General features: G+C 66.9%; 17 protein-coding genes. 16 read left to right on the forward strand and 1 reads right to left on the reverse strand.

Annotation, left to right across the window (positions count from 1 at the left end):
* The first annotated feature begins 46 nt into the window (after positions 1-46).
* From acs to argR, 7 genes are all read left to right on the forward strand, one after another.
* A complete protein-coding gene (acs, locus tag ACYJSS_RS08345) occupies positions 47-2,002 on the forward strand; it encodes an acetate--CoA ligase (RefSeq protein WP_111261918.1) in 1,956 nt (651 codons plus the stop codon).
* Between the two features lie 842 nt (positions 2,003-2,844).
* Positions 2,845-3,627 carry an ABC transporter substrate-binding protein gene (locus ACYJSS_RS08350; RefSeq protein WP_111261871.1) on the forward strand — a complete coding sequence of 261 codons (783 nt, stop codon included), beginning with the start codon at positions 2,845-2,847 and terminating at the stop codon, positions 3,625-3,627.
* Positions 3,628-3,943: 316 nt separating this feature from the next.
* The gene (locus tag ACYJSS_RS08355) at positions 3,944-4,633 is read left to right on the forward strand and encodes an ABC transporter permease (RefSeq protein WP_111261872.1); all 690 of its coding nucleotides are present in this window, start codon (positions 3,944-3,946) and stop codon (positions 4,631-4,633) included.
* A 16-nt stretch (positions 4,634-4,649) separates the two neighbouring features.
* Positions 4,650-5,348 (forward strand): ABC transporter permease, encoded by a 699-nt coding sequence (locus ACYJSS_RS08360; protein WP_111261873.1) that lies wholly within the window; start codon positions 4,650-4,652, stop codon positions 5,346-5,348.
* A 4-nt stretch (positions 5,349-5,352) separates the two neighbouring features.
* Positions 5,353-6,465: a succinylglutamate desuccinylase/aspartoacylase family protein gene (locus tag ACYJSS_RS08365; RefSeq protein WP_236206182.1), complete on the forward strand. Its 1,113-nt coding sequence runs from the start codon at positions 5,353-5,355 to the stop codon at positions 6,463-6,465.
* A gap of 24 nt (positions 6,466-6,489) precedes the next feature.
* Positions 6,490-7,254, forward strand: coding sequence for an ABC transporter ATP-binding protein (locus tag ACYJSS_RS08370; RefSeq protein ID WP_021218464.1), 765 nt, complete (start codon positions 6,490-6,492; stop codon positions 7,252-7,254).
* A 30-nt stretch (positions 7,255-7,284) separates the two neighbouring features.
* A complete protein-coding gene (argR, locus tag ACYJSS_RS08375; RefSeq protein WP_178082961.1) occupies positions 7,285-8,265 on the forward strand; it encodes a transcriptional regulator ArgR in 981 nt (326 codons plus the stop codon).
* Positions 8,266-8,611: 346 nt separating this feature from the next.
* Here the strand turns inward: argR and pdxR are convergent, their stop codons facing one another.
* The gene (pdxR, locus tag ACYJSS_RS08380; RefSeq protein WP_236206183.1) at positions 8,612-10,108 is read right to left on the reverse strand and encodes a MocR-like pyridoxine biosynthesis transcription factor PdxR; all 1,497 of its coding nucleotides are present in this window, start codon (positions 10,106-10,108) and stop codon (positions 8,612-8,614) included.
* Positions 10,109-10,273: 165 nt separating this feature from the next.
* Here pdxR and ACYJSS_RS08385 point away from each other — a divergent pair, with 165 nt between their 5' ends.
* The 9 genes from ACYJSS_RS08385 (at position 10,274) to ltaE (ending at position 19,900) form a co-directional block, all read left to right on the forward strand.
* Positions 10,274-10,732, forward strand: coding sequence for a GNAT family N-acetyltransferase (locus ACYJSS_RS08385; RefSeq protein WP_236206184.1), 459 nt, complete (start codon positions 10,274-10,276; stop codon positions 10,730-10,732).
* A 344-nt stretch (positions 10,733-11,076) separates the two neighbouring features.
* A complete protein-coding gene (locus ACYJSS_RS08390; RefSeq protein ID WP_111261878.1) occupies positions 11,077-12,297 on the forward strand; it encodes an aspartate aminotransferase family protein in 1,221 nt (406 codons plus the stop codon).
* Positions 12,298-12,443: 146 nt separating this feature from the next.
* Complete coding sequence (aruF, locus tag ACYJSS_RS08395; RefSeq protein WP_111261879.1) at positions 12,444-13,460, forward strand: arginine/ornithine succinyltransferase subunit alpha; 1,017 nt, start codon at positions 12,444-12,446, stop codon at positions 13,458-13,460.
* A gap of 77 nt (positions 13,461-13,537) precedes the next feature.
* On the forward strand, positions 13,538-14,563 hold the full coding sequence (gene astA, locus ACYJSS_RS08400; protein ID WP_111261880.1) for an arginine N-succinyltransferase: 1,026 nt from the start codon (positions 13,538-13,540) through the stop codon (positions 14,561-14,563).
* A complete protein-coding gene (gene astD, locus ACYJSS_RS08405; protein ID WP_111261881.1) occupies positions 14,560-16,023 on the forward strand; it encodes a succinylglutamate-semialdehyde dehydrogenase in 1,464 nt (487 codons plus the stop codon). Before astA ends, astD begins: the two co-directional genes overlap by 4 nt.
* A complete protein-coding gene (gene astB, locus ACYJSS_RS08410) occupies positions 16,020-17,366 on the forward strand; it encodes an N-succinylarginine dihydrolase (RefSeq protein ID WP_111261882.1) in 1,347 nt (448 codons plus the stop codon). Before astD ends, astB begins: the two co-directional genes overlap by 4 nt.
* A gap of 84 nt (positions 17,367-17,450) precedes the next feature.
* Entirely contained in the window at positions 17,451-17,747 is a 297-nt protein-coding gene (locus ACYJSS_RS08415; protein WP_021218473.1) for a hypothetical protein, read from the forward strand.
* A gap of 10 nt (positions 17,748-17,757) precedes the next feature.
* On the forward strand, positions 17,758-18,759 hold the full coding sequence (astE, locus tag ACYJSS_RS08420) for a succinylglutamate desuccinylase (RefSeq protein ID WP_111261883.1): 1,002 nt from the start codon (positions 17,758-17,760) through the stop codon (positions 18,757-18,759).
* A gap of 136 nt (positions 18,760-18,895) precedes the next feature.
* Positions 18,896-19,900 (forward strand): low-specificity L-threonine aldolase, encoded by a 1,005-nt coding sequence (ltaE, locus tag ACYJSS_RS08425; protein WP_111261884.1) that lies wholly within the window; start codon positions 18,896-18,898, stop codon positions 19,898-19,900.
* Positions 19,901-19,911 lie beyond the last annotated feature (11 nt).

Below are 19,911 nucleotides of genomic sequence, written 5' to 3' on the forward strand. Positions count from 1 at the left end.
ATACAAAAGGCGGCATACAAAAACAACTGCCCGTCGAGGTATGAACATGAGTGCTGCTTCACTGTATCCGGTGCGTCCCGAGGTGGCTGAGAAGTCGCTGACCAACGAGGCGACCTACAAGGCCATGTACCAGCAGTCGGTGATCAACCCCGACGGCTTCTGGCGCGAGCAGGCTCAGCGCATCGACTGGATCAAGCCGTTCACCAAGGTCAAGCAGACCTCCTTCGACGACCACCACGTCGACATCAAGTGGTTCGCCGACGGCACCCTCAACCTGTCCGCCAACTGCCTGGACCGTCACCTCGCCGAGCGTGGCGACCAGCTGGCGATCATCTGGGAAGGCGACGACCCGTCCGAGCACCGCAACATCACCTACCGCGAGCTGCACGAAGAAGTGTGCAAGTTCGCCAACGCCCTGCGCGGCCAGGATGTGCACCGCGGTGACGTGGTCACCCTCTACATGCCGATGATCCCCGAGGCGGTGGTGGCCATGCTGGCCTGTACCCGTATCGGCGCCATCCACTCCGTGGTCTTCGGCGGCTTCTCCCCCGAGGCCCTGGCCGGTCGCATCATCGACTGCAAGTCCAAGGTGGTGATCACCGCCGACGAAGGCCTGCGCGGCGGCAAGAAGACCCCGCTGAAAGCCAATGTCGACGACGCCCTGACCAACCCCGAGACCAGCAGCGTGCAGAAGCTGATCGTGGTCAAGCGCACCGGTTCGGACATCAAGTGGAACCCGCATCGCGACGTCTGGTACGAGGATCTGATGAAGGTCGCCTCCAGCCAGTGCCTGCCGAAGGAAATGGGCGCCGAGGACCCGCTGTTCATCCTCTACACCTCCGGCTCCACCGGTAAGCCCAAGGGCGTGCTGCACACCACCGGCGGCTACCTGGTCTACGCCTCGCTGACCCATGAGCGCGTGTTCGACTACCGTCCGGGCGAAGTCTTCTGGTGCACCGCCGACATCGGCTGGGTTACCGGCCACACCTACCTGGTGTACGGGCCGCTCTCCAATGGCGCCACCACCCTGATGTTCGAGGGCGTGCCGAACTATCCGGACGTCAGCCGTGTCGCCAAGATCATCGACAAGCACAAGGTCAACATCCTCTACACCGCCCCCACCGCCATCCGCGCGATGATGGCCGAGGGCAAGGCCGCCGTGGCCGGTGCCGATGGCTCCAGCCTGCGCCTGCTGGGTTCGGTGGGCGAGCCGATCAACCCGGAAGCCTGGCACTGGTACTACGAGAACGTCGGCCAGTCCCGCTGCCCGATCGTCGACACCTGGTGGCAGACCGAGACCGGCGCCTGCCTGATGACCCCGCTGCCGGGTGCCCACGCCCTCAAGCCGGGCTCCGCCGCGCGGCCCTTCTTCGGCGTGCAGCCTGCCCTGGTGGACAACCTGGGCAACCTGATCGAGGGCGCCGCCGAAGGCAACCTGGTGATCATCGACTCCTGGCCGGGACAGGCCCGTACCCTGTACGGCGATCACGACCGTTTCGTCGACACCTACTTCAAGACCTTCAAGGGCATGTACTTCACCGGTGACGGTGCCCGTCGCGACGAGGACGGCTACTACTGGATCACCGGTCGCGTCGACGACGTGCTCAACGTCTCCGGCCACCGCATGGGCACCGCCGAGATCGAGAGCGCGATGGTCGCCCACCCGAAAGTCGCCGAGGCGGCCGTGGTCGGCGTCCCCCACGACATCAAGGGGCAGGGCATCTACGTCTACGTCACCCTCAATGCGGGCGTGGAGTCCTCCGAGGCGCTGCGCCAGGAGCTCAAGCAATGGGTGCGCCGCGAGATCGGCCCCATCGCCACGCCGGACGTCATCCAGTGGGCACCGGGCCTGCCCAAGACCCGCTCGGGCAAGATCATGCGCCGCATCCTGCGCAAGATCGCCGTGGCCGAGTACGACAGCCTCGGCGACATCTCCACGCTGGCCGATCCTGGCGTGGTGCAGCACCTCATCGACACCCACCGCACCATGCAGGCCGCCTGACCCGGCGCCTGCGCGCAACACCCACGCCCCGCCCCGGCCACAAGCCGCGGCGGGGCGTTTTCGTTGGCGATGCCGGCCTGAGCTGTTGTGGTTCTTTAGGAAGCGCTCTGGCGCGGTATTTTTCGGGGGTATGGCTTCTTCTTCCTCCACCGCGTGGGTTTCGCTCCGCTCTACACCACCCTACGAAAAGCCCGTGCGCACCATGTGGTCATGCGCTGGGCGAGAAACGTTGGGGCAGCCGTCAAATGCCCCTCCAGGAGGTCGAGCGCAACTTGCACGCAGACAGAGCGCTTTCGTTCCTGGAAGGGCAGGTGAGGGCGCCGCGGGTTTTTGGTCGTGCCAGGGACGACGCCAAGCGACTGATTTATATCGGCGAAACGACTTTGTGCGGGAAGGGGCGGGACCGACCGGTCAGGGTAACGCCGGGGTTGTTACGCGCCGCGCCGAAACGGGGCGGGTGGAAACACTTCGCCTCGAAATGGTGCGCGGAAATGGCTGGTCAGAAAATTAGAAGTAAGATGTAAGCCTTGTACTGCAAGGGTTGGCGGATTTGTGGCGCGGTAATTGCTTTTTCCATGGGTTTACTGTCTTTCTGATCCCTGCATATTCATGAGGGGCTGTCAACCTTCCTCCCCGGGCCGTCCTGGCCTTTTGTAATTTGTTGTCGCATTGAAGAAATATCGACTTTAGGGCTGTCGCTAGAATGCCGCTCACCCGGCCACGGCCATTTTCCCTGAGATCGATCAAGGTAAACCCGGCGCCTCTTTCTACAATTCATCAGAAGGCCTGGGCATATCCTCACTCTGCCAGCAGAAGCCATACCCATTCGTAGGAGTCAAAAGATGAAGAAGATCGCACTTCTCGGCGCCATGGCGCTTTCCCTGTTGTCGCCGCTGGCTGCTGTGGCCGATGAAGCCAAACCCCTGCGCATCGGTATCGAAGCGGCCTATCCGCCCTTCGCCTACAAGACTCCGGACGGCAAGATCACCGGCTTCGACTACGACATCGGCAATGCCCTGTGCGCCGAGATGAAGGTCGAGTGCAAGTGGATCGAGCAGGAGTTCGACGGCCTGATCCCGGCCCTCAAGGTGCGCAAGTTCGACGCCATCCTGTCGTCGATGACCATCACCGATGAGCGCAAGAAGTCCGTGGACTTCACCGGCAAGTACTACCAGACCCCGATCAAGCTGGCGATGAAGGCCGGCACCGTGATCAACGATCCGCTGGTGGACCTGAAGGGCAAGAAGGTCGGTGTGCAGCGCGCCAGCACCTACGACCGCTTCGCCACCGAGGTGTATGCACCGGCCGGTATCGAAGTGGTGCGCTACAGCTCGCAGAACGAAGTGTTCCTCGACATGACCTCCGGCCGCCTCGACGCGACCCTGGCCGATGCCGTGAACATCGACGACGGTTTCCTCAAGACCGAGGCTGGCAAGGGCTTCGCCCTGGTGGGCCCGGACTACACCGATCCGAAGTACTTCGGTGAGGGTGCCGGCATCGCCGTGCGCAAGGGCGACAAGGCCCTGGCCGACAAGATCACCGCTGCCATCACCGCCATCCGCGCCAACGGCAAGTACAAGGAAGTGCAGGACAAGTACTTCCAGTTCGACGTGTACGGCAACTGATCAAGCCGCCAAAAACCGACTGCGTTGCCAGCGCAGCGTTGAAGACAGGCTCAAGATGCTCATTTACAGCTCGTAAACGCCGCTCTTTCGCCTGTTCTTGCCTCGCGCTGCCTGCCTCGCCTGCGTTTTTGGTGCTTCGATAGGTTGTCTGGCCATTCCCGGAAGTGGCACAACCAGGACGTTGAGGTCGCCAGCGAGCGGCCGCAGCGCCGCGACGCCAGGCTCCATGGTTCGCGGCTAACCTGCAGGTTGTGCCACTTTTTCGTTGCAGCGGTGCTGTCCGGTTCCATTCGGGGCGCTGCATGAGGACCTGAACATGCTCAACGGCTACGGCTCGACCATTCTCGATGGTGCCTGGCTCACCCTTCTGCTGGCCCTGTCGTCCATGTCCATGGCCATCGTCCTGGGCCTGGTCGGCGCGGCGTTCCGCCTGTCGCCGGTGCGCTGGCTGGCGCTGCTGGGCGAGACCTATGCCACGGTGATCCGCGGCATTCCCGACCTGGTGCTGATCCTGCTGATCTTCTACGGCGGCCAGCAGGTGGTGAACATGGTCGCGCCCATGGTCGGCTACGAGGACTACATCGACCTCGACCCGTTCTGGTCCGGGGTCTTCACCCTGGGCTTCATCTTCGGTGCCTACCTGTCCGAGACCTTCCGTGGCGCCTTCATGGCGATCCCCAAGGGCCAGGGCGAGGCCGGCTTCGCCTACGGCATGAGCGGTCGCCAGGTGTTCTTCCGCGTGCTGGTGCCGCAGATGATCCGCCTGGCCATCCCCGGCTTCACCAACAACTGGCTGGTACTGACCAAGGCCACCGCGCTGGTCTCGGTGGTCGGCCTGCAGGACATGATGTTCAAGGCCAAGAGCGCCGCGGACGCGACCCGCGAGCCCTTCACCTTCTACCTGGCCGTGGCTGCGCTCTACCTGGTGCTGACCAGCGTTTCCCTGCTGGCCCTGCGCTTCCTGGAAAAACGCTATTCCGCCGGCATCAAGGCCGCCGAGCTGTGATCAAGAGGGCGCACGCGTGATCTTCGACTACAACGTCATCCTGGAAAACCTGCCGCTCTACTTCGGTGGTGTGCTGGTCACCCTCAAGCTCCTGGCGATCTCCCTCGCCCTGGGCCTGCTGGCGGCCGTGCCCCTGGCGCTGATGCGGGTCTCCAAGCAGCCGGCGATCAACTTCCCGGCCTGGCTCTACACCTACGTCATCCGCGGCACCCCGATGCTGGTGCAGCTGTTCCTCATCTACTACGGGCTGGCGCAGTTCGCCTGGGTGCGCGAGAGCGCCCTGTGGCCCTACCTGTCCAACGCGACCTTCTGCGCCTGCCTGGCGTTTGCCATCAACACCAGCGCCTACACCGCCGAGATCCTCGCCGGCAGCATCCGCGCCACGCCCCACGGCGAGATCGAGGCGGCCAAGGCCATCGGCATGTCGCGGGCCAAGCTGTACCGTCGCATCCTGCTGCCCTCGGCCCTGCGCCGTGCGCTGCCGCAGTACAGCAACGAGGTGATCATGATGCTGCACACCACCAGCCTCGCCTCCATCGTCACCCTGATCGACATCACCGGCGCGGCGCGCACCGTGAACTCGCAGTACTACCTGCCGTTCGAGGCGTTCATCACCGCCGGCCTGTTCTACCTGTGCCTGACCTTCATCCTGGTGCGCCTGTTCAAGCTGGCCGAGCGCCGCTGGCTGGCCTACCTGGCCCCGCGCAAGGCCTGATCCCATGCAGCGCATCGACCACCTCCTGCCCTGGGGCATCCCCGGCACCCGCCGCGAGCTGACGGTCTTCCGTTTCGGCTCGGGCGAGCGCAAGGCCTATATCCAGGCCTCGTTGCATGCCGACGAGCTGCCGGGCATGCGCGTGGCGGTGGAGCTGAAGAAGCGCCTGGCCGAGCTGGAGGCCGAAGGGCGCCTGGCCGGTGTGATCGAGCTGGTGCCGGTGGCCAACCCCATCGGCCTCGGGCAGATGCTCCAGGCCAACCACCTGGGGCGTTTCGAGCTCGCCAGCGGCAGGAACTTCAACCGTGGCTTCGCCGACCTGGCCGAGCTTGTGGCGCCGATGCTGGAGGGCCGCCTGGGCAGTGACGTGGCGGCCAACGTGCGCTCGATCCGCAGCGCCATGCAGGTCGCCCTGGACGGCCTGGCGCCGGCCGCCTCCGAACTCGAGGGCCTGCAGCGCCTGCTGCTGCGCCACGCCTGCGACGCCGACCTGGTGCTCGACCTGCATTGCGACTTCGATGCGGTGGTGCACCTCTACATGATTCCCCAGCAGGCGGACGCCTTCCGCCCGCTGGCCGCGCGCCTGGGTGCCGGCGCCATGCTGGTGGCCGAGGATTCCGGCGGCAGCTCGTTCGACGAGGCCTGCTCCATGGCCTGGCTGCGCCTGCAGCGTCGCTTCCCCGATTGCGCCATTGCGCTGGCCTGTGTGGCGGCGACCGTGGAGCTGGGCGGCATGGCCGACACCGGGCGTGAGCGCGCCGAGGCCAGTTGCGAGGCCATCCTCGCCTTCCTCGCCGGGCAGGGACTGATCAGCGGCGACTGGCCGCCGGCCCCTGCGTCCAGTTGCGAGGTGACGCCCTTCGAGGGCGCCGAATACGCCTGTGCCCCCCATGCCGGGGTGGTGAGTTTCCTGCAGCCGGTGGGCGCGCTGGTCGAGGCGGGTGATCCGCTTTTCGAGGTGATCGACCCCTTGAGCGACCGCCACAGCGTGGTGCGTGCCTCCACCCGCGGCGTGCTGTATGTGCGCGAACGCCTGCGTTTCGCGCAGCCCGGACTGTGGCTGGCCAAGGTGGCCGGCCATGTACCCATTCGTCAGGGACGCTTGTTGAGCGACTGATCCATTCGCATCGAGACCGAGACCATGTACAAACTGGAAGTCCAAGACCTGCACAAGCGCTATGGCAGCCATGAAGTCCTCAAGGGCGTTTCCCTGGCGGCCAAGGCGGGCGATGTGATCAGCATCATCGGCTCGAGCGGCTCGGGCAAGAGCACCTTCCTGCGCTGCATCAACATGCTCGAGCAGCCCCATGGCGGCAAGATCCTGCTCAATGGCGAGGAGCTGAAGCTGGTGGCCAACCGCGATGGCGGCCTCAAGGCGGCCGAGCCCAAGCAGCTGCAGCGCATGCGCTCGCGCCTGGCGATGGTGTTCCAGCACTTCAACCTGTGGTCGCACATGAGCGCCCTGGAGAACGTCATCGAGGCGCCCGTGCACGTGCTCGGCGTGCCGAAGAAGGAAGCCATCGAGAAGGCCGAGCACTACCTGGCCAAGGTGGGCGTGGCGCACCGCAAGGACGCCTACCCGGCGCACATGTCCGGCGGCGAGCAGCAGCGCGTGGCCATCGCCCGTGCGCTGGCGGTGGAACCCGAGGTGATGCTGTTCGACGAGCCCACTTCCGCGCTCGACCCCGAGCTGGTGGGCGAGGTGCTCAAGGTGATGAAGGACCTGGCCACCGAAGGCCGCACCATGGTGGTGGTGACCCACGAGATGGGCTTCGCCCGCGAGGTCTCCAACCAGCTGATCTTCCTGCACAAGGGTGTGGTCGAGGAGACCGGTTGCCCGCGCGAAGTGTTGGCCAATCCGCAATCCGAGCGCCTCAAGCAGTTCCTCTCGGGGAGCCTGAAGTAATTAATGCCAACTGCGGCTAAGCTGCCTGCCATGACTGCCCATCGAATCGGTTTTCTCCTCTGGCCCGGCACCAAGGCCATGACCCTGGCGCTGGCCGAGGAAGCACTTCGTGTCGCCCAGCGGCTGCACCCCGAAGTGGTCTACGAGCTGCACTTCCTCCAGGCCGAGGCGCCCTCCGAGGGGGCCTGGCGCCTGCCCGGCGAGGCCTGGACCGGCCGGCTCGAAGGGCTCACCCGCCTGTTCCTGCTGGCTGACGAGCCGCCCGCGCCGATGTCCGCCGCGCTGTCGGCGGCGATCAAGCAACTGGTGCGTGCCGGCTGCGTGATCGGCGGCCTGTCGGCGGGGGTCTACCCGCTGGCCCAGCTCGGCCTGCTCGACGGTTACCGCGCGGCGGTGCACTGGCGCTGGCAGGACGACTTCACCGAGCGCTTCCCCAAGGTCATCGCCACCAGCCACCTGTTCGACTGGGACCGTGATCGCCTCAGCGCCTGTGGCGGTCTTTCGGTCCTCGACCTGCTGCTGGCGGTGCTGGCCCGCGACCACGGCGCCGAGCTGGCGGGCGCGGTTTCCGAGGAGCTGGTGGTGGAGCGCATCCGCGAGGGCGGCGAGCGCCAGCGCATTCCGCTGCAGAACCGCCTCGGCTCCAGCCACCCGAAGCTCACCCAGGCGGTGCTGCTGATGGAGGCCAACATCGAGGAGCCGCTGACCACCGACGAGATCGCCCAGCACGTGTGCGTGTCGCGTCGCCAGCTGGAGCGCATCTTCAAGCAGTACCTCAACCGCGTGCCCAGCCAGTACTACCTGGAACTGCGCCTGAACAAGGCCCGGCAGATGCTGATGCAGACCAGCAAGTCGATCATCCAGATCGGCCTGTCCTGCGGCTTCTCCTCCGGCCCGCACTTCTCCAGCGCCTACCGCAACTTCTTCGGCGTTACCCCCCGCGAAGACCGCAACCAGCGGCGCAGCGGCGGCCCCTTCGACAACCAGCCGGCACTCGCCGAGCGCGGTTGACCGCCCGCGCCGGGTGGGCGTCGAGCCTGCCCGGTGTCTGGCCTGTCCCTTTCCTTCACTTGAACCTGAGAAGTTACGTCCTCAGGGCGTGGTCATGAGTCATCGGCGCTGCCTGTGAAGGTTTGAATTGAGCGCTCAGCAGGATGAACTCGTGCCGTAGGGTGTGCCGTGCGCACCGCCGCACGGTGTTTCCGGCAGGCTCCCCAGGTGCGCGCGGCACACCCTACGTCCAAGCTCCGAAGTCTGCCTGCGCACCCCTTATGGGGACCAAAGCAAGTCTCCGTTCTATGAGCGTGGATTTACGTCCATACACCGCCCGCTGGGCCGCGCTGCGCTTGGCGCCAACCTACGGAGCCCGTCTCCTGCTGGCCGCGTCCAGGCAGCGTTCCAGCGTGGCGACCGCGCGCGTGAGCTCTTCGGGGGTGTAGGCGGCGAAGCCCATGAGAAAGCCCGGTTGCGCAGGGCGCTCGACATACAGCCCGCTCAGCCCGAGCAGCTCGATGCCCGCATTGCGCGCGGCGGCGACGGCGTTGCTTTCAGGCAGGTCTCCGGTCAGCAGGCAGGGCATCTGCAGTCCGCCGGCTGGAACGCGGGGTTCGATCACCGTGCCCAGCCTCGTCTCCAGCAGCTCCGCGAGGAGCGCCAGGCGTTCGGCATAGAGGGTGCGCATGGCGCGGACGTACGCGCCGAAGTGCCCGCCGCTGATGAAGCGCGCCAGGGTCAGCTGGGCGATGGAGGCGGTATGGCCGTCCTGCAGGGAGCGGGCGATGGTCATGGGCTCCACCAGTGCCGGCGGCAGCACCAGGTAGCCGATGCGCAGCCCCGGGAACAGCGACTTGGTGAAGGTGCCGATGTAGAGCGTCCGCTCGTGCGCGTCCAGGCCCTGGACGCAGGCGGTGGGGCGGCCCGCGTAGTGGAACTCGCTGTCGTAGTCGTCCTCGATGATCCAGGCCTGCTCCCGCTGGGCCCATTCGATCAGCGCCAGGCGTCGTTCCAGGGAAAGCGTCGCGCCGGACGGAAACTGGTGGGACGGCGTCAGGTACACGGCCCTGGCGGGGTGCGGATGGGCCAGGAGCTGGTCGACCTGCAGGCCGTCCGTGTCGACCGGGATGGCCTGGCAAACCAGGCCCGCCGCCTCGAAGGCCTTGCGCGCACCGTAGTACACCGGGTCTTCGACGAAGATCCGCTCGCCCGCATCCAGCAGCACGTTGGCGCACAGCCCCAGCGCCTGCTGCGAGCTGGTGAGCACCAGCACCTGATCCGCGGTGGTGCGGGCGCCGCGTTCCAGGTTGACGTAGTCGGCGATGGCGCGGCGCAGCGGTTCCAGGCCCTGGGGGTCGCCATGCAGCAAGGCCTTCGCGCCGTATTCCTTGAGCGTCTGGCGTTGCAGGCGCTCCCAGGTTTGCAGCGGAAAGGTGCGCGTTTCGGGCACGCCATGGGCGAAGGGGCGGGGTGCGAGGTGCTCGCGCACGCCGCCCTGGCGCAGCATGGTCTCCCCACGCTTGCTCAGGCCGACTCCGTTCGCGACCGCCTTGCGTGTACGGCGGGCGGGCCTGCCGGGTGACAGGCGGGTGGCCTCGGCGACGAAACTGCCACTGCCGACGCGGCGCTCGATGAAGCCTTCGGCATGCAGCTGGCCGTAGGCGGCCTCGATCGTGTCGCGGGAAACGCCGAGGGAGGTGGCCAGCAGGCGGGAGGCGGGCAGCGGCGTGCCCGTCGCCAGGGCGCCGTCCAGGATCAGTTGGCGGAGGGTGCGCTGGATCCGCGCGTGCAGCGGCAGGGGGCGGAGTTCCGGATGGGCCAGCCGGGCCTTGACCGATTCCAGCAGGGCGTTCTTGAACAATTGGTCTGCTCTTGATGCGCTTATTGGTGGGGATAATCCGGCCAATGGGGCGCTATAAAACCGTCCTGGTCAAGCCTGGCAAGGCCGGCGCAGAGAGCGAAGGCCCGGTGCTTGACCGGCAGTTCCGGGGGAGAGGCCCGCCGGATGCGAGACAGGAGCATTTCCATGACAGCTGTGCAGCAACTCATATCGGTGCGCCCCGTGGTGGCGGAGGACTTCGATAAATGGGCCGAGTACTGGGGCAAGTACCAGGAGTTCTACGCCGTGGACCTGAGTGCGGAGACCACCCGGGCGACCTGGGCGCGGTTCTTCGATGGCGGCGAGCCGGTCCATTGCGCCGTCGCCACGGACGGTGAGCGCATTTATGGCTTCGTCCATTTCGTCTTCCACCGCTCGACCTGGGCCTTGAACGACTTCTGCTACCTGGAGGACCTCTACGTATCGCCCAGCGTGCGTGGCCAGAAGATCGGCAAGGCGCTCATCGAGTACGTGCAGGGGCAGGCCCGGGAAAAACAGTGCGACAGGCTCTACTGGCACACCCAGGAAACCAACAGGACCGCCCAGCGGCTGTATGACTGGATCGCCGAGCGGCCGGGCGTGATCGAGTACCGGATGCCGCTTTAGCGAGGCGGGGGCCTGTCGCGGAGCCCGCTCGGGCGCTGCGACAGGGAGCTGCGCAGGCAGCCCCTGCAAGGAAGCCGGAACCGCCCGGTTCCGGCCGTTGCCGATCGCCATTCGCGTCGCCATCCAGGCCTCGCCGGTCATCCACTGACCGATGCGCTGCGCCTCGTGCGTCCCGTGGCGATCCGCGTTTAAACTGCGCCTTCCCGAAGCTTTCTGTCGCATTTCCGAAAGCCTCGGATTTTCGCGGGTTGGCGCTGTAAGAAGTTGTCGCTTGGCGGCAATGCCAACCCCGAATCTGTCCCTACAATCCTTTCATCACTAGCCGTCCATGGCAGGAGAAACTGATGTCCGTTGAGCATGCGCAGGTCGAGCGCGCCGATTTCGATCAGGTGATGGTTCCCAACTACGCCCCCGCCGCCTTCATTCCGGTACGCGGTGAGGGTTCGCGAGTCTGGGACCAGAGTGGCCGCGAACTGATCGATTTCGCCGGCGGTATCGCCGTGAACTCCCTCGGCCATGCTCACCCGGCGCTGGTCAAGGCACTGACCGACCAGGCCAACAAGATCTGGCACGTCTCCAACGTCTTCACCAACGAGCCGGCCCTGCGCCTGGCCAAGAAGCTGGTGGCCGCCACCTTCGCCGAGCGCGTGTTCCTCGCCAACTCCGGCGCCGAGGCCAACGAGGCCGCGTTCAAGCTGGCCCGCCGCTACGCCCATGACGTCTACGGCCCGCAGAAGCACGAGATCATCTCGGCCACCAACAGCTTCCATGGCCGCACCCTGTTCACCGTGACCGTCGGTGGCCAGCCCAAGTATTCCGACGGCTTCGGCCCCAAGGTGGAGGGCATCACCCATGTGCCCTTCAATGACCTGGACGCGCTGAAGGCGGCCATCTCCGACAAGACCTGCGCCGTGGTGCTCGAGCCCGTGCAGGGCGAGGGCGGCGTGCTGCCGGCCACCCAGGCCTACCTGGAAGGCGCGCGCAAGCTGTGCGACGAGCACAACGCGCTGCTGGTGTTCGACGAAGTGCAGAGCGGCATGGGCCGCAGCGGCAAGCTGTTCGCCTACCAGAACTATGGCGTCACCCCGGACATCCTCTCCAGCGCCAAGAGCCTGGGTGGCGGTTTCCCCATCGGCGCCATGCTGACCACCACCGAGATCGCCAAGCACCTGGTGGTGGGCACCCACGGCACCACCTACGGCGGCAACCCGCTGGCCAGCGCCGTGGCGGAAGCCGTGCTGGACGTGGTCAACACCCCGGACGTGCTCAGCGGCATCAACGCCAAGCACGACCGCTTCAAGACCCGCCTGCAGGCGATCGGCGAGAAGTACGGCATCTTCACCGAAGTGCGTGGCCTCGGCCTGCTGATCGGCGCCGCCCTGTCCGATGCCTGGAAGGGCAAGGCCAAGGACGTGCTCAACGCCGCCGAGAAGGAAGCGGTGATGGTGCTGCAGGCCGGCCCGGACGTGGTGCGCTTCGCGCCCAGCCTGGTGATCCCGGATGCCGACATCGACGAGGGCCTGGACCGCTTCGAGCGCGCCGTGGCCAAGCTGACCCAGGCCTGAGGCCGGGTGAAACGCGGCACAGGGCTGTGCCGCGGTTCCGATTCCAGGGATGAGCGTTTTCATGCGTGATCGGCGGCCGTTGGCCGCCGTTTTCTCCGGCCGACCGTGCATGGGTTGTCCGGAGCCTTTATTGAAGGAGTGACACCATGCTGGTGATGCGCCCCGCGCAAATGGCCGACCTTGCCGATGTTCAGCGCCTGGCTGCGGACAGCCCCGTTGGTGTCACTTCGCTGCCGGACGACGCCGAGCGCCTTGGCGAGAAGATCGCCGCCTCGGAAGCCTCGTTCGCCGCCGAAGTCAGCTTCAACGGCGAGGAGAGCTATTTCTTCGTCCTCGAGGACACCGAGACCGGTCGCCTGGTCGGGTGCTCGGCCATCGTCGCCTCGGCGGGCTTCTCCGAGCCCTTCTACAGCTTCCGCAACGAGACCTTCGTCCACGCCTCGCGCGAGTTGAAGATCCACAACAAGATCCATGTCCTCTCGCTGTGCCACGACCTCACCGGCAACAGCCTGCTGACCAGCTTCTACGTGCAGCGCGAGTTGGTGGGCACCGCCAGCGCGGAGCTCAACTCCCGGGCGCGCCTGATGTTCATGGCCAGCCACCCGGAGCGCTTCGCCGATGCGGTGGTGGTGGAGATCGTCGGCTACAGCGACGACGAGGGCGAGTCGCCGTTCTGGAACGCCGTGGGCCGTAATTTCTTCGACCTGAACTACATCGAGGCGGAGCGCCTGTCCGGCCTGAAGAGCCGCACCTTCCTCGCCGAGCTGATGCCCAACTATCCCATCTACGTGCCGCTGCTGCCCGACGAGGCCCAGGAATCCATGGGCCAGGTGCACCCGCGCGCGCAGATCACCTTCGACATCCTGATGCGCGAAGGCTTCGAGACCGACAACTACATCGACATCTTCGATGGCGGCCCGACCCTGCACGCGCGCACCTCCGGCATCCGCTCCATCGCCCAGAGCCGCGTCGTGCCGGTGCGCATCGGCGAGCAGCAGAAGGGGGGCCGCCAGTACCTGGTGAGCAACGGCCTGCTGCAGGACTTCCGCGCCCTGGTGGCCGACCTCGACTGGGTGCCCGGCAAGCCGGTGGAACTCAGCCTGGAGATCGCCGAAGCCCTCGGTGTGGGTGAAGGCGCCAGCGTGCGCCTGGTAGCGATTTAAACCCAAGCGCCAAGCGGGGGCCCTGCCGCCCGGTTTGCAGCTTGCCGCTCGAAGCTTGCAGCTCTAACGGAGTCACTATGATCGTTCGTCCCGTACGCAGCGCCGACCTGCCTGCCCTGATCGACCTGGCGCGCAGTACCGGTGCCGGCCTCACCACCCTCCCGGCCAATGAGGAGCGCCTGGCGCATCGCGTGGGCTGGGCGGAGAAGGCCTTCACCGGCCAAGCCGAACGGGGCGATGCGGACTACCTGTTCGTGCTCGAGGACGACGACGGCAAGGTGGTGGGCATCTCCGCCGTGGCCGGCGCCGTCGGCCTGCGCGAGCCCTGGTACAACTACCGCGTCGGGCTCACCGTCAGCGCCTCGCAGGAGCTGAACATCCACCGGCAGATCCCCACGCTGTTCCTGGCCAACGACCTGACCGGCAACTCCGAGCTGTGCTCGCTGTTCCTGCACGCCGGCTACCGCACCGGCCTCAACGGTCGCCTGCTGTCCAAGGCGCGCTTCCTGTTCATCGCCGAGTTCCCCGAACTGTTCGGCGACAAGGTGATCGCCGAGATGCGCGGCATGTCCGACGAGCACGGCGTCTCGCCGTTCTGGGAGAGCCTGGGCCGGCATTTCTTCAAGATGGAATTCTCCCGCGCGGACTACCTCACCGGCGTCGGCAACAAGGCCTTCATCGCCGAGCTGATGCCCAAGTTCCCGCTCTACACCTGCTTCCTCTCCGAGGCGGCGCGCGATGTCATCGGCCGCGTGCACGCCGACACCGAGCCGGCGCTGGCCATGCTCAAGGGCGAGGGCTTCAGCTTCCAGGGCTATGTCGACATCTTCGACGCCGGCCCGGCCATCGAATGCCAGACCGCGAAGATCCGCGCCGTGCAGGACAGCCAGGCGCTGGTGCTGGCCGTGGGCACGCCGGGCGACGATGCCACGCCGTACCTGATCCACAACCGCAAGCGCGAGGATTGCCGCATCACCGCCGCCCCGGCCCGCCTGGCCGCCGGCACCCTGGTGGTCGATGCCGACACCGCCAAGCGCCTGAAACTCTCGGCTGGCGCTTCGGTCCGCGCCGTGCCGCTGTCGGCCAAGGAGTCCGTCAAATGAGCACCCATTACATCGCAGGCGCCTGGCAGGCCGGGCAGGGCGAGGCCTTCGACTCGCTGAACCCCGTCACCCAGGAGTCCGTATGGAGCGGCCAGGGCGCCAGCGCCGAGCAGGTCGAGGCCGCCGTGGCCGCCGCCCGCGCCGCCTTCCCGGCCTGGGCCCGACTGAGCCTGGAGGCACGCATCGCCGTTCTCGAGCGCTTCGCCGCCACCCTCAAGACCCGCGCCGACGAACTGGCCCGCTGCATCGGCGAGGAGACCGGCAAGCCCTTGTGGGAGTCGGCCACCGAGGTGACCACCATGGTCAACAAGGTCGCCATCTCCATCCAGAGCTACCGCGAACGCACCGGCGAGAAGAGCGGCCCGCTGGCCGACGCCACGGCCGTGCTGCGCCACAAGCCCCACGGCGTGGTCGCCGTGTTCGGCCCCTACAACTTCCCCGGCCACCTGCCCAACGGCCACATCGTGCCCGCGCTGCTGGCCGGCAACGCGGTGGTGTTCAAGCCCAGCGAGCTGACCCCCAAGGTGGCCGAGCTGACGGTCAAGTGCTGGATCGAGGCGGGCCTGCCCGCCGGCGTGCTCAGCCTGGTGCAGGGCGGCCGCGAGACCGGCATCGCCCTGGCCGCGAGTGCCGGCATCGACGGCCTGTTCTTCACCGGCTCCAGCCGCACCGGCAACCTGCTGCATCAGCAGTTCGCCGGCCGCCCGGACAAGATCCTGGCGCTGGAGATGGGCGGCAACAACCCGCTGGTGGTGGACGAGGTGGCCGATGTGGATGCCGCCGTCTACACCATCATCCAGTCCGCCTTCATCTCCGCCGGCCAGCGCTGCACCTGCGCCCGCCGCCTGCTGGTGCCGGTCGGCGCCTGGGGCGACGCGCTGCTGGCGCGCCTGGTGGCGGTGGCGGCGAGCATCCAGGTCGGCGCCTTCGACGCCCAGCCGGCACCCTTCATGGGCTCGGTGATCTCCCTGGACGCCGCGCGCCACCTGCTCAAGGCCCAGGAGCACCTGATCGCCCAGGGCGCCACGCCGCTGCTGGCCATGTCCCAGCCGCTGGAGACCGCCGCGCTGCTGACCCCCGGCATCCTCGACGTCACCGCTGTGGCCGAGCGCCCGGACGAGGAGTTCTTCGGTCCGCTGCTGCAGGTGATCCGCTACGCCGATTTCGACGCCGCCATGGCCGAGGCCAACGCCACCCAGTACGGGCTGGCCGCCGGCCTGCTCTCGGATTCCCGCGAGCTGTACCAGCGCTTCTTCATCGAGAGCCGCGCCGGCATCGTCAACTGGAACAAACAACTGACCGGGGCCGCGAGCAGCGCGCCCTTCGGGGGCATCGGCGCATCGGGCAACCACCGCGCCAGCGCCTACTACGCCGCTGACTACTGCGCCTACCCGGTCGCCTCGCTGGAAAGCGAAACCCTTGCCCTGCCTGCAACCCTGACGCCTGGAGTCAGCCTATGAGCGCCCATGAAGTGAACTTCGACGGTCTGGTCGGCCCGACCCACAACTACGGCGGCCTGTCGTACGGCAACGTGGCGTCGCAGAGCAACAGCCAGGCCGTCTCCAGCCCGAAGGAGGCCGCCCTGCAGGGGCTGGCGAAGATGAAGGCGCTGATGGAGATGGGCTTCAAGCAGGGCGTGCTCGCCCCGCAGGAGCGCCCCAACGTCGCCGCGCTGCGCAGCCTCGGTTTCGCCGGGAGCGACGCCCAGGTGATCGAGAAGGCCGCCCGTGACGCCATGCCGCTGCTGGCCGCCTGCAGTTCGGCATCGAGCATGTGGACCGCCAACGCCTGCACCGTCAGCCCCAGCGCCGACACTGCCGATGGCCGCGTGCACTTCACCGCTGCCAACCTCAACTGCAAGTTCCACCGCAGCATCGAGCACCCCACCACCAGCCGCGTGCTGGGGGCGATGTTCGCCGACGAGCGCCACTTCGCCCACCACGCGGCGCTGCCGGCGGTGGCGCAGTTCGGTGACGAAGGCGCGGCCAACCACACCCGTTTCTGCAAGGGCTACGGCGAGGCCGGCGTGGAGTTCTTCGTGTTCGGCCGCAGCGCCTTCGACAGCCGCTTCCCGGCGCCCTCGCGCTACCCGGCGCGGCAGACCCTGGAGGCCAGCCAGGCCGTCGCGCGCCTGCACGGGCTGAGCGAGGCCGGTGTGGTCTACGCCCAGCAGAACCCGGCGGTGATCGACCAGGGCGTGTTCCACAACGACGTGATCGCGGTGGGCAACGGCGAGGTGCTGTTCCACCACGAGGACGCCTTCCTCGACACCGACAAGGTGCTGGCCGAGTTGCACGACAAGCTGGGCCGCGTCGGTGGCCGTTTCCAGGCCGTGTGCGTACCGCGTGTGGCGGTGACGGTGGAGGACGCCGTGCGTTCCTACCTGTTCAACAGCCAACTGCTCAGCCGCGCCGATGGCAGCATGCTGCTGATCGTCCCGGAGGAGTGCCGCAACAACGCGCGGGTGTGGAGCTACCTGCAGACCCTGACCGCCGAGGACGGCCCGATCCGCGAGGTGAAGGTCTTCGACCTCAAGCAGAGCATGCAGAACGGCGGCGGCCCGGCGTGCCTGCGCCTGCGCGTGGCGCTGAAGGACGACGAGCTGGCGGCGGTGAACCAGGGCGTGATCCTCACCCCTTCGCTCTACGACACCCTGACCGGGTGGGTGGAGAAGCACTACCGCGACCGCCTGAGCGAAACCGACCTGGCTGATCCACAATTGCTCACTGAATGCCGCACGGCATTGGATGAGCTGACGCAGATCCTTAAACTGGGCGCCGTTTATCCGTTTCAACTGAATTGAGCGGCAAGCGCCAAGCGACACGCTTCAAGTAGAAGCCGCCGCCTACACTTGCCGCTTGTCGCTTACGACTTGGAGCTCTAGTAAATGTCCGACGCCCTGCAACTCATCCTCGAAGACACCGACGGTACCCAGCTCGAAACCTCCTGCACGCGCTTTGCGGTGATGTGGCAGGGCAAGGAGGTCTGGATCCAGACCGCCGGCAACGGCCAGCTGCTGATCGGCGTGGATGTCGAGGAAGGCGATACCGAGTACGCCAACCTGTTGCTGCGCCCGCTGGCGACCAACCTGGTCAGCCTGCAGCTGGAGATGGAGCCGGCCGACGCCGGTGATGACGACGAGGACGGCCACGTGCATGGCCCGGACTGCAACCACGATCATTGAGGACGCGCGGATGTTGGCCCTTGGCAAACTGCTTGAACTGACCCTGGCCGGCCGCGAGCCGACCGAGAAGATTCAACTGACCGCCGAGGGCGCCCGCCTGCACTGGCTGGGCGAGGGGGCCCTGGAAGTCACCCCGCCCGTCCATGCCGACAATGGCATGGACCTGCTGCTCTCCGCCGGCATCCACGGCAACGAGACGGCGCCGATCGAACTGCTCGACCGCCTGCTGCAGGGTGTCGCCCGGGGCGAGCTCAAGCCCCGCTCGCGCGTTCTCTTCCTGCTCGGCAACCCCGAGGCCATGCGTCGCGGCGAACGCTATGTCGAACAGGACATCAACCGCCTGTTCAATGGCCGCCACGAGCAGACCAGCGGCTTCGAGGCGATGCGTGCCAACGAGCTGGAGCGCCTGGCCGCGGCGTTCTTCATCAAGCCGGGCCGTACCCGCCTGCATTACGACCTGCACACCGCCATCCGTGGCTCGAAGATCGAGCAGTTCGCCCTCTACCCCTACAAGGAAGGGCGCGAGCACTCCCGCCGCGAGCTGGCGCGCCTGGGGGCCGCCGGCATCGAGGCGGTGCTGCTGCAGAACAAGACCGGCATCACCTTCAGCTCCTACACCTATGCCAGCCTGGACGCCGAGGCCTTCACCCTGGAGCTGGGCAAGGCGCGCCCGTTCGGCCAGAACTGCCAGGTCAACCTCGAGCTGCTGGAGGCGCGTCTGCGCCTGCTGGTGGAAGGCGCGGAACCCGAAGACGAGGGCGAGGACCTCGGTCCATTGCAGCTGTTCTCCGTGTCCCGCGAGGTGATCAAGCACAGCGATGCCTTCCAGCTGCACCTGCCGGCGGACATCGAGAACTTCAGCGAGCTGCCCATCGGCTACCTGCTGGCCGACGACATCGCCGGCACCCGCTGGGTGATCGAGGAGGAGGGCGCGCGCATCATCTTCCCCAATCCGAAGGTGAAGAACGGCCTGCGCGCCGGCATCCTCATCGTTCCCGCCGAAGTCGACTGACGGGCGCCTGCCTCCTTCCCGGGCTGATGCCCGGGCTACCTCTTCGCCGGCTCTTCCCGGGCTTCGACATTTGCCCACTTGCTCGCCTCGCCGTGCTCCTTTAGGGTCGTTCCCTCACCCAGCCAAGGAGCCCGAGATGGCCGTCATAGACCTGCGCAGCGATACCGTCACCCAACCCACCCCCGGCATGCGCGACGCCATGCAGGCGGCCCCGCTGGGTGATGACGTCTATGGCGAAGACCCCACCGTCAACCTGCTGGAAACCACGCTCGCCGGGCGCCTGGGCTTCGAGGCCGCGCTGTTCGTGCCCACCGGCACCATGAGCAACCTGCTGGGGCTGATGGCCCATTGCGAACGCGGCGACGAATACATCGTCGGCCAGCAGGCCCACACCTATAAGTACGAGGGCGGTGGTGCGGCGGTGCTCGGTTCGATCCAGCCGCAGCCCATCGATGGCGAAGCGGATGGCTCCCTCGACCTGGCGAAGGTCGAGGCGGCGATCAAGCAGGACGATTTCCACTTCGCCCGCACCCGCCTGCTGGCGCTGGAGAACACCATGCAGGGCAAGGTCCTGCCCCTGGAATACCTGGCGGCGGCGCGCGAGCTGACCCGCCGTCGCGGCCTGGCGCTGCACCTGGACGGCGCGCGGCTGTACAACGCGGCGGTGAAGCAGGGCGTGGACGCCCGCGAGATCACCCGTCACTTCGATTCGGTTTCGGTGTGCCTGTCCAAGGGCCTGGGCGCCCCGGTGGGCTCGGTGCTGTGCGGCAGCGCGGCGCTGATCGCCAAGGCCCGGCGCTTGCGCAAGATGGTCGGCGGCGGCATGCGCCAGGCCGGCCTGCTGGCGGCCGCTGGGTTGTACGCCCTGGATCACCAGGTGCAGCGCCTGGCGGACGACCATGCCAACGCCGCGCGCCTGGGTGCCGGGCTGGCCGAACTGGGCTATGGCGTGGAGCCGGTGCAGAGCAACATGGTCTATGTTGATCTGGGCTCGCAGGCGCCGGCGCTCAAGGCGTTCATGGCCGAGCGGGGGATCGTCCTGAGTGCGGCGCCGCGCCTGCGCATGGTCACCCACCTGGACGTCGACGCCGCCGGCATCGAGCGAGTGATCGAGGCGTTCGCCGAGTTTCGTCGCAGCTGATCACCCGATAG

Source organism: Pseudomonas sp. No.21 (genome assembly GCF_054558415.1).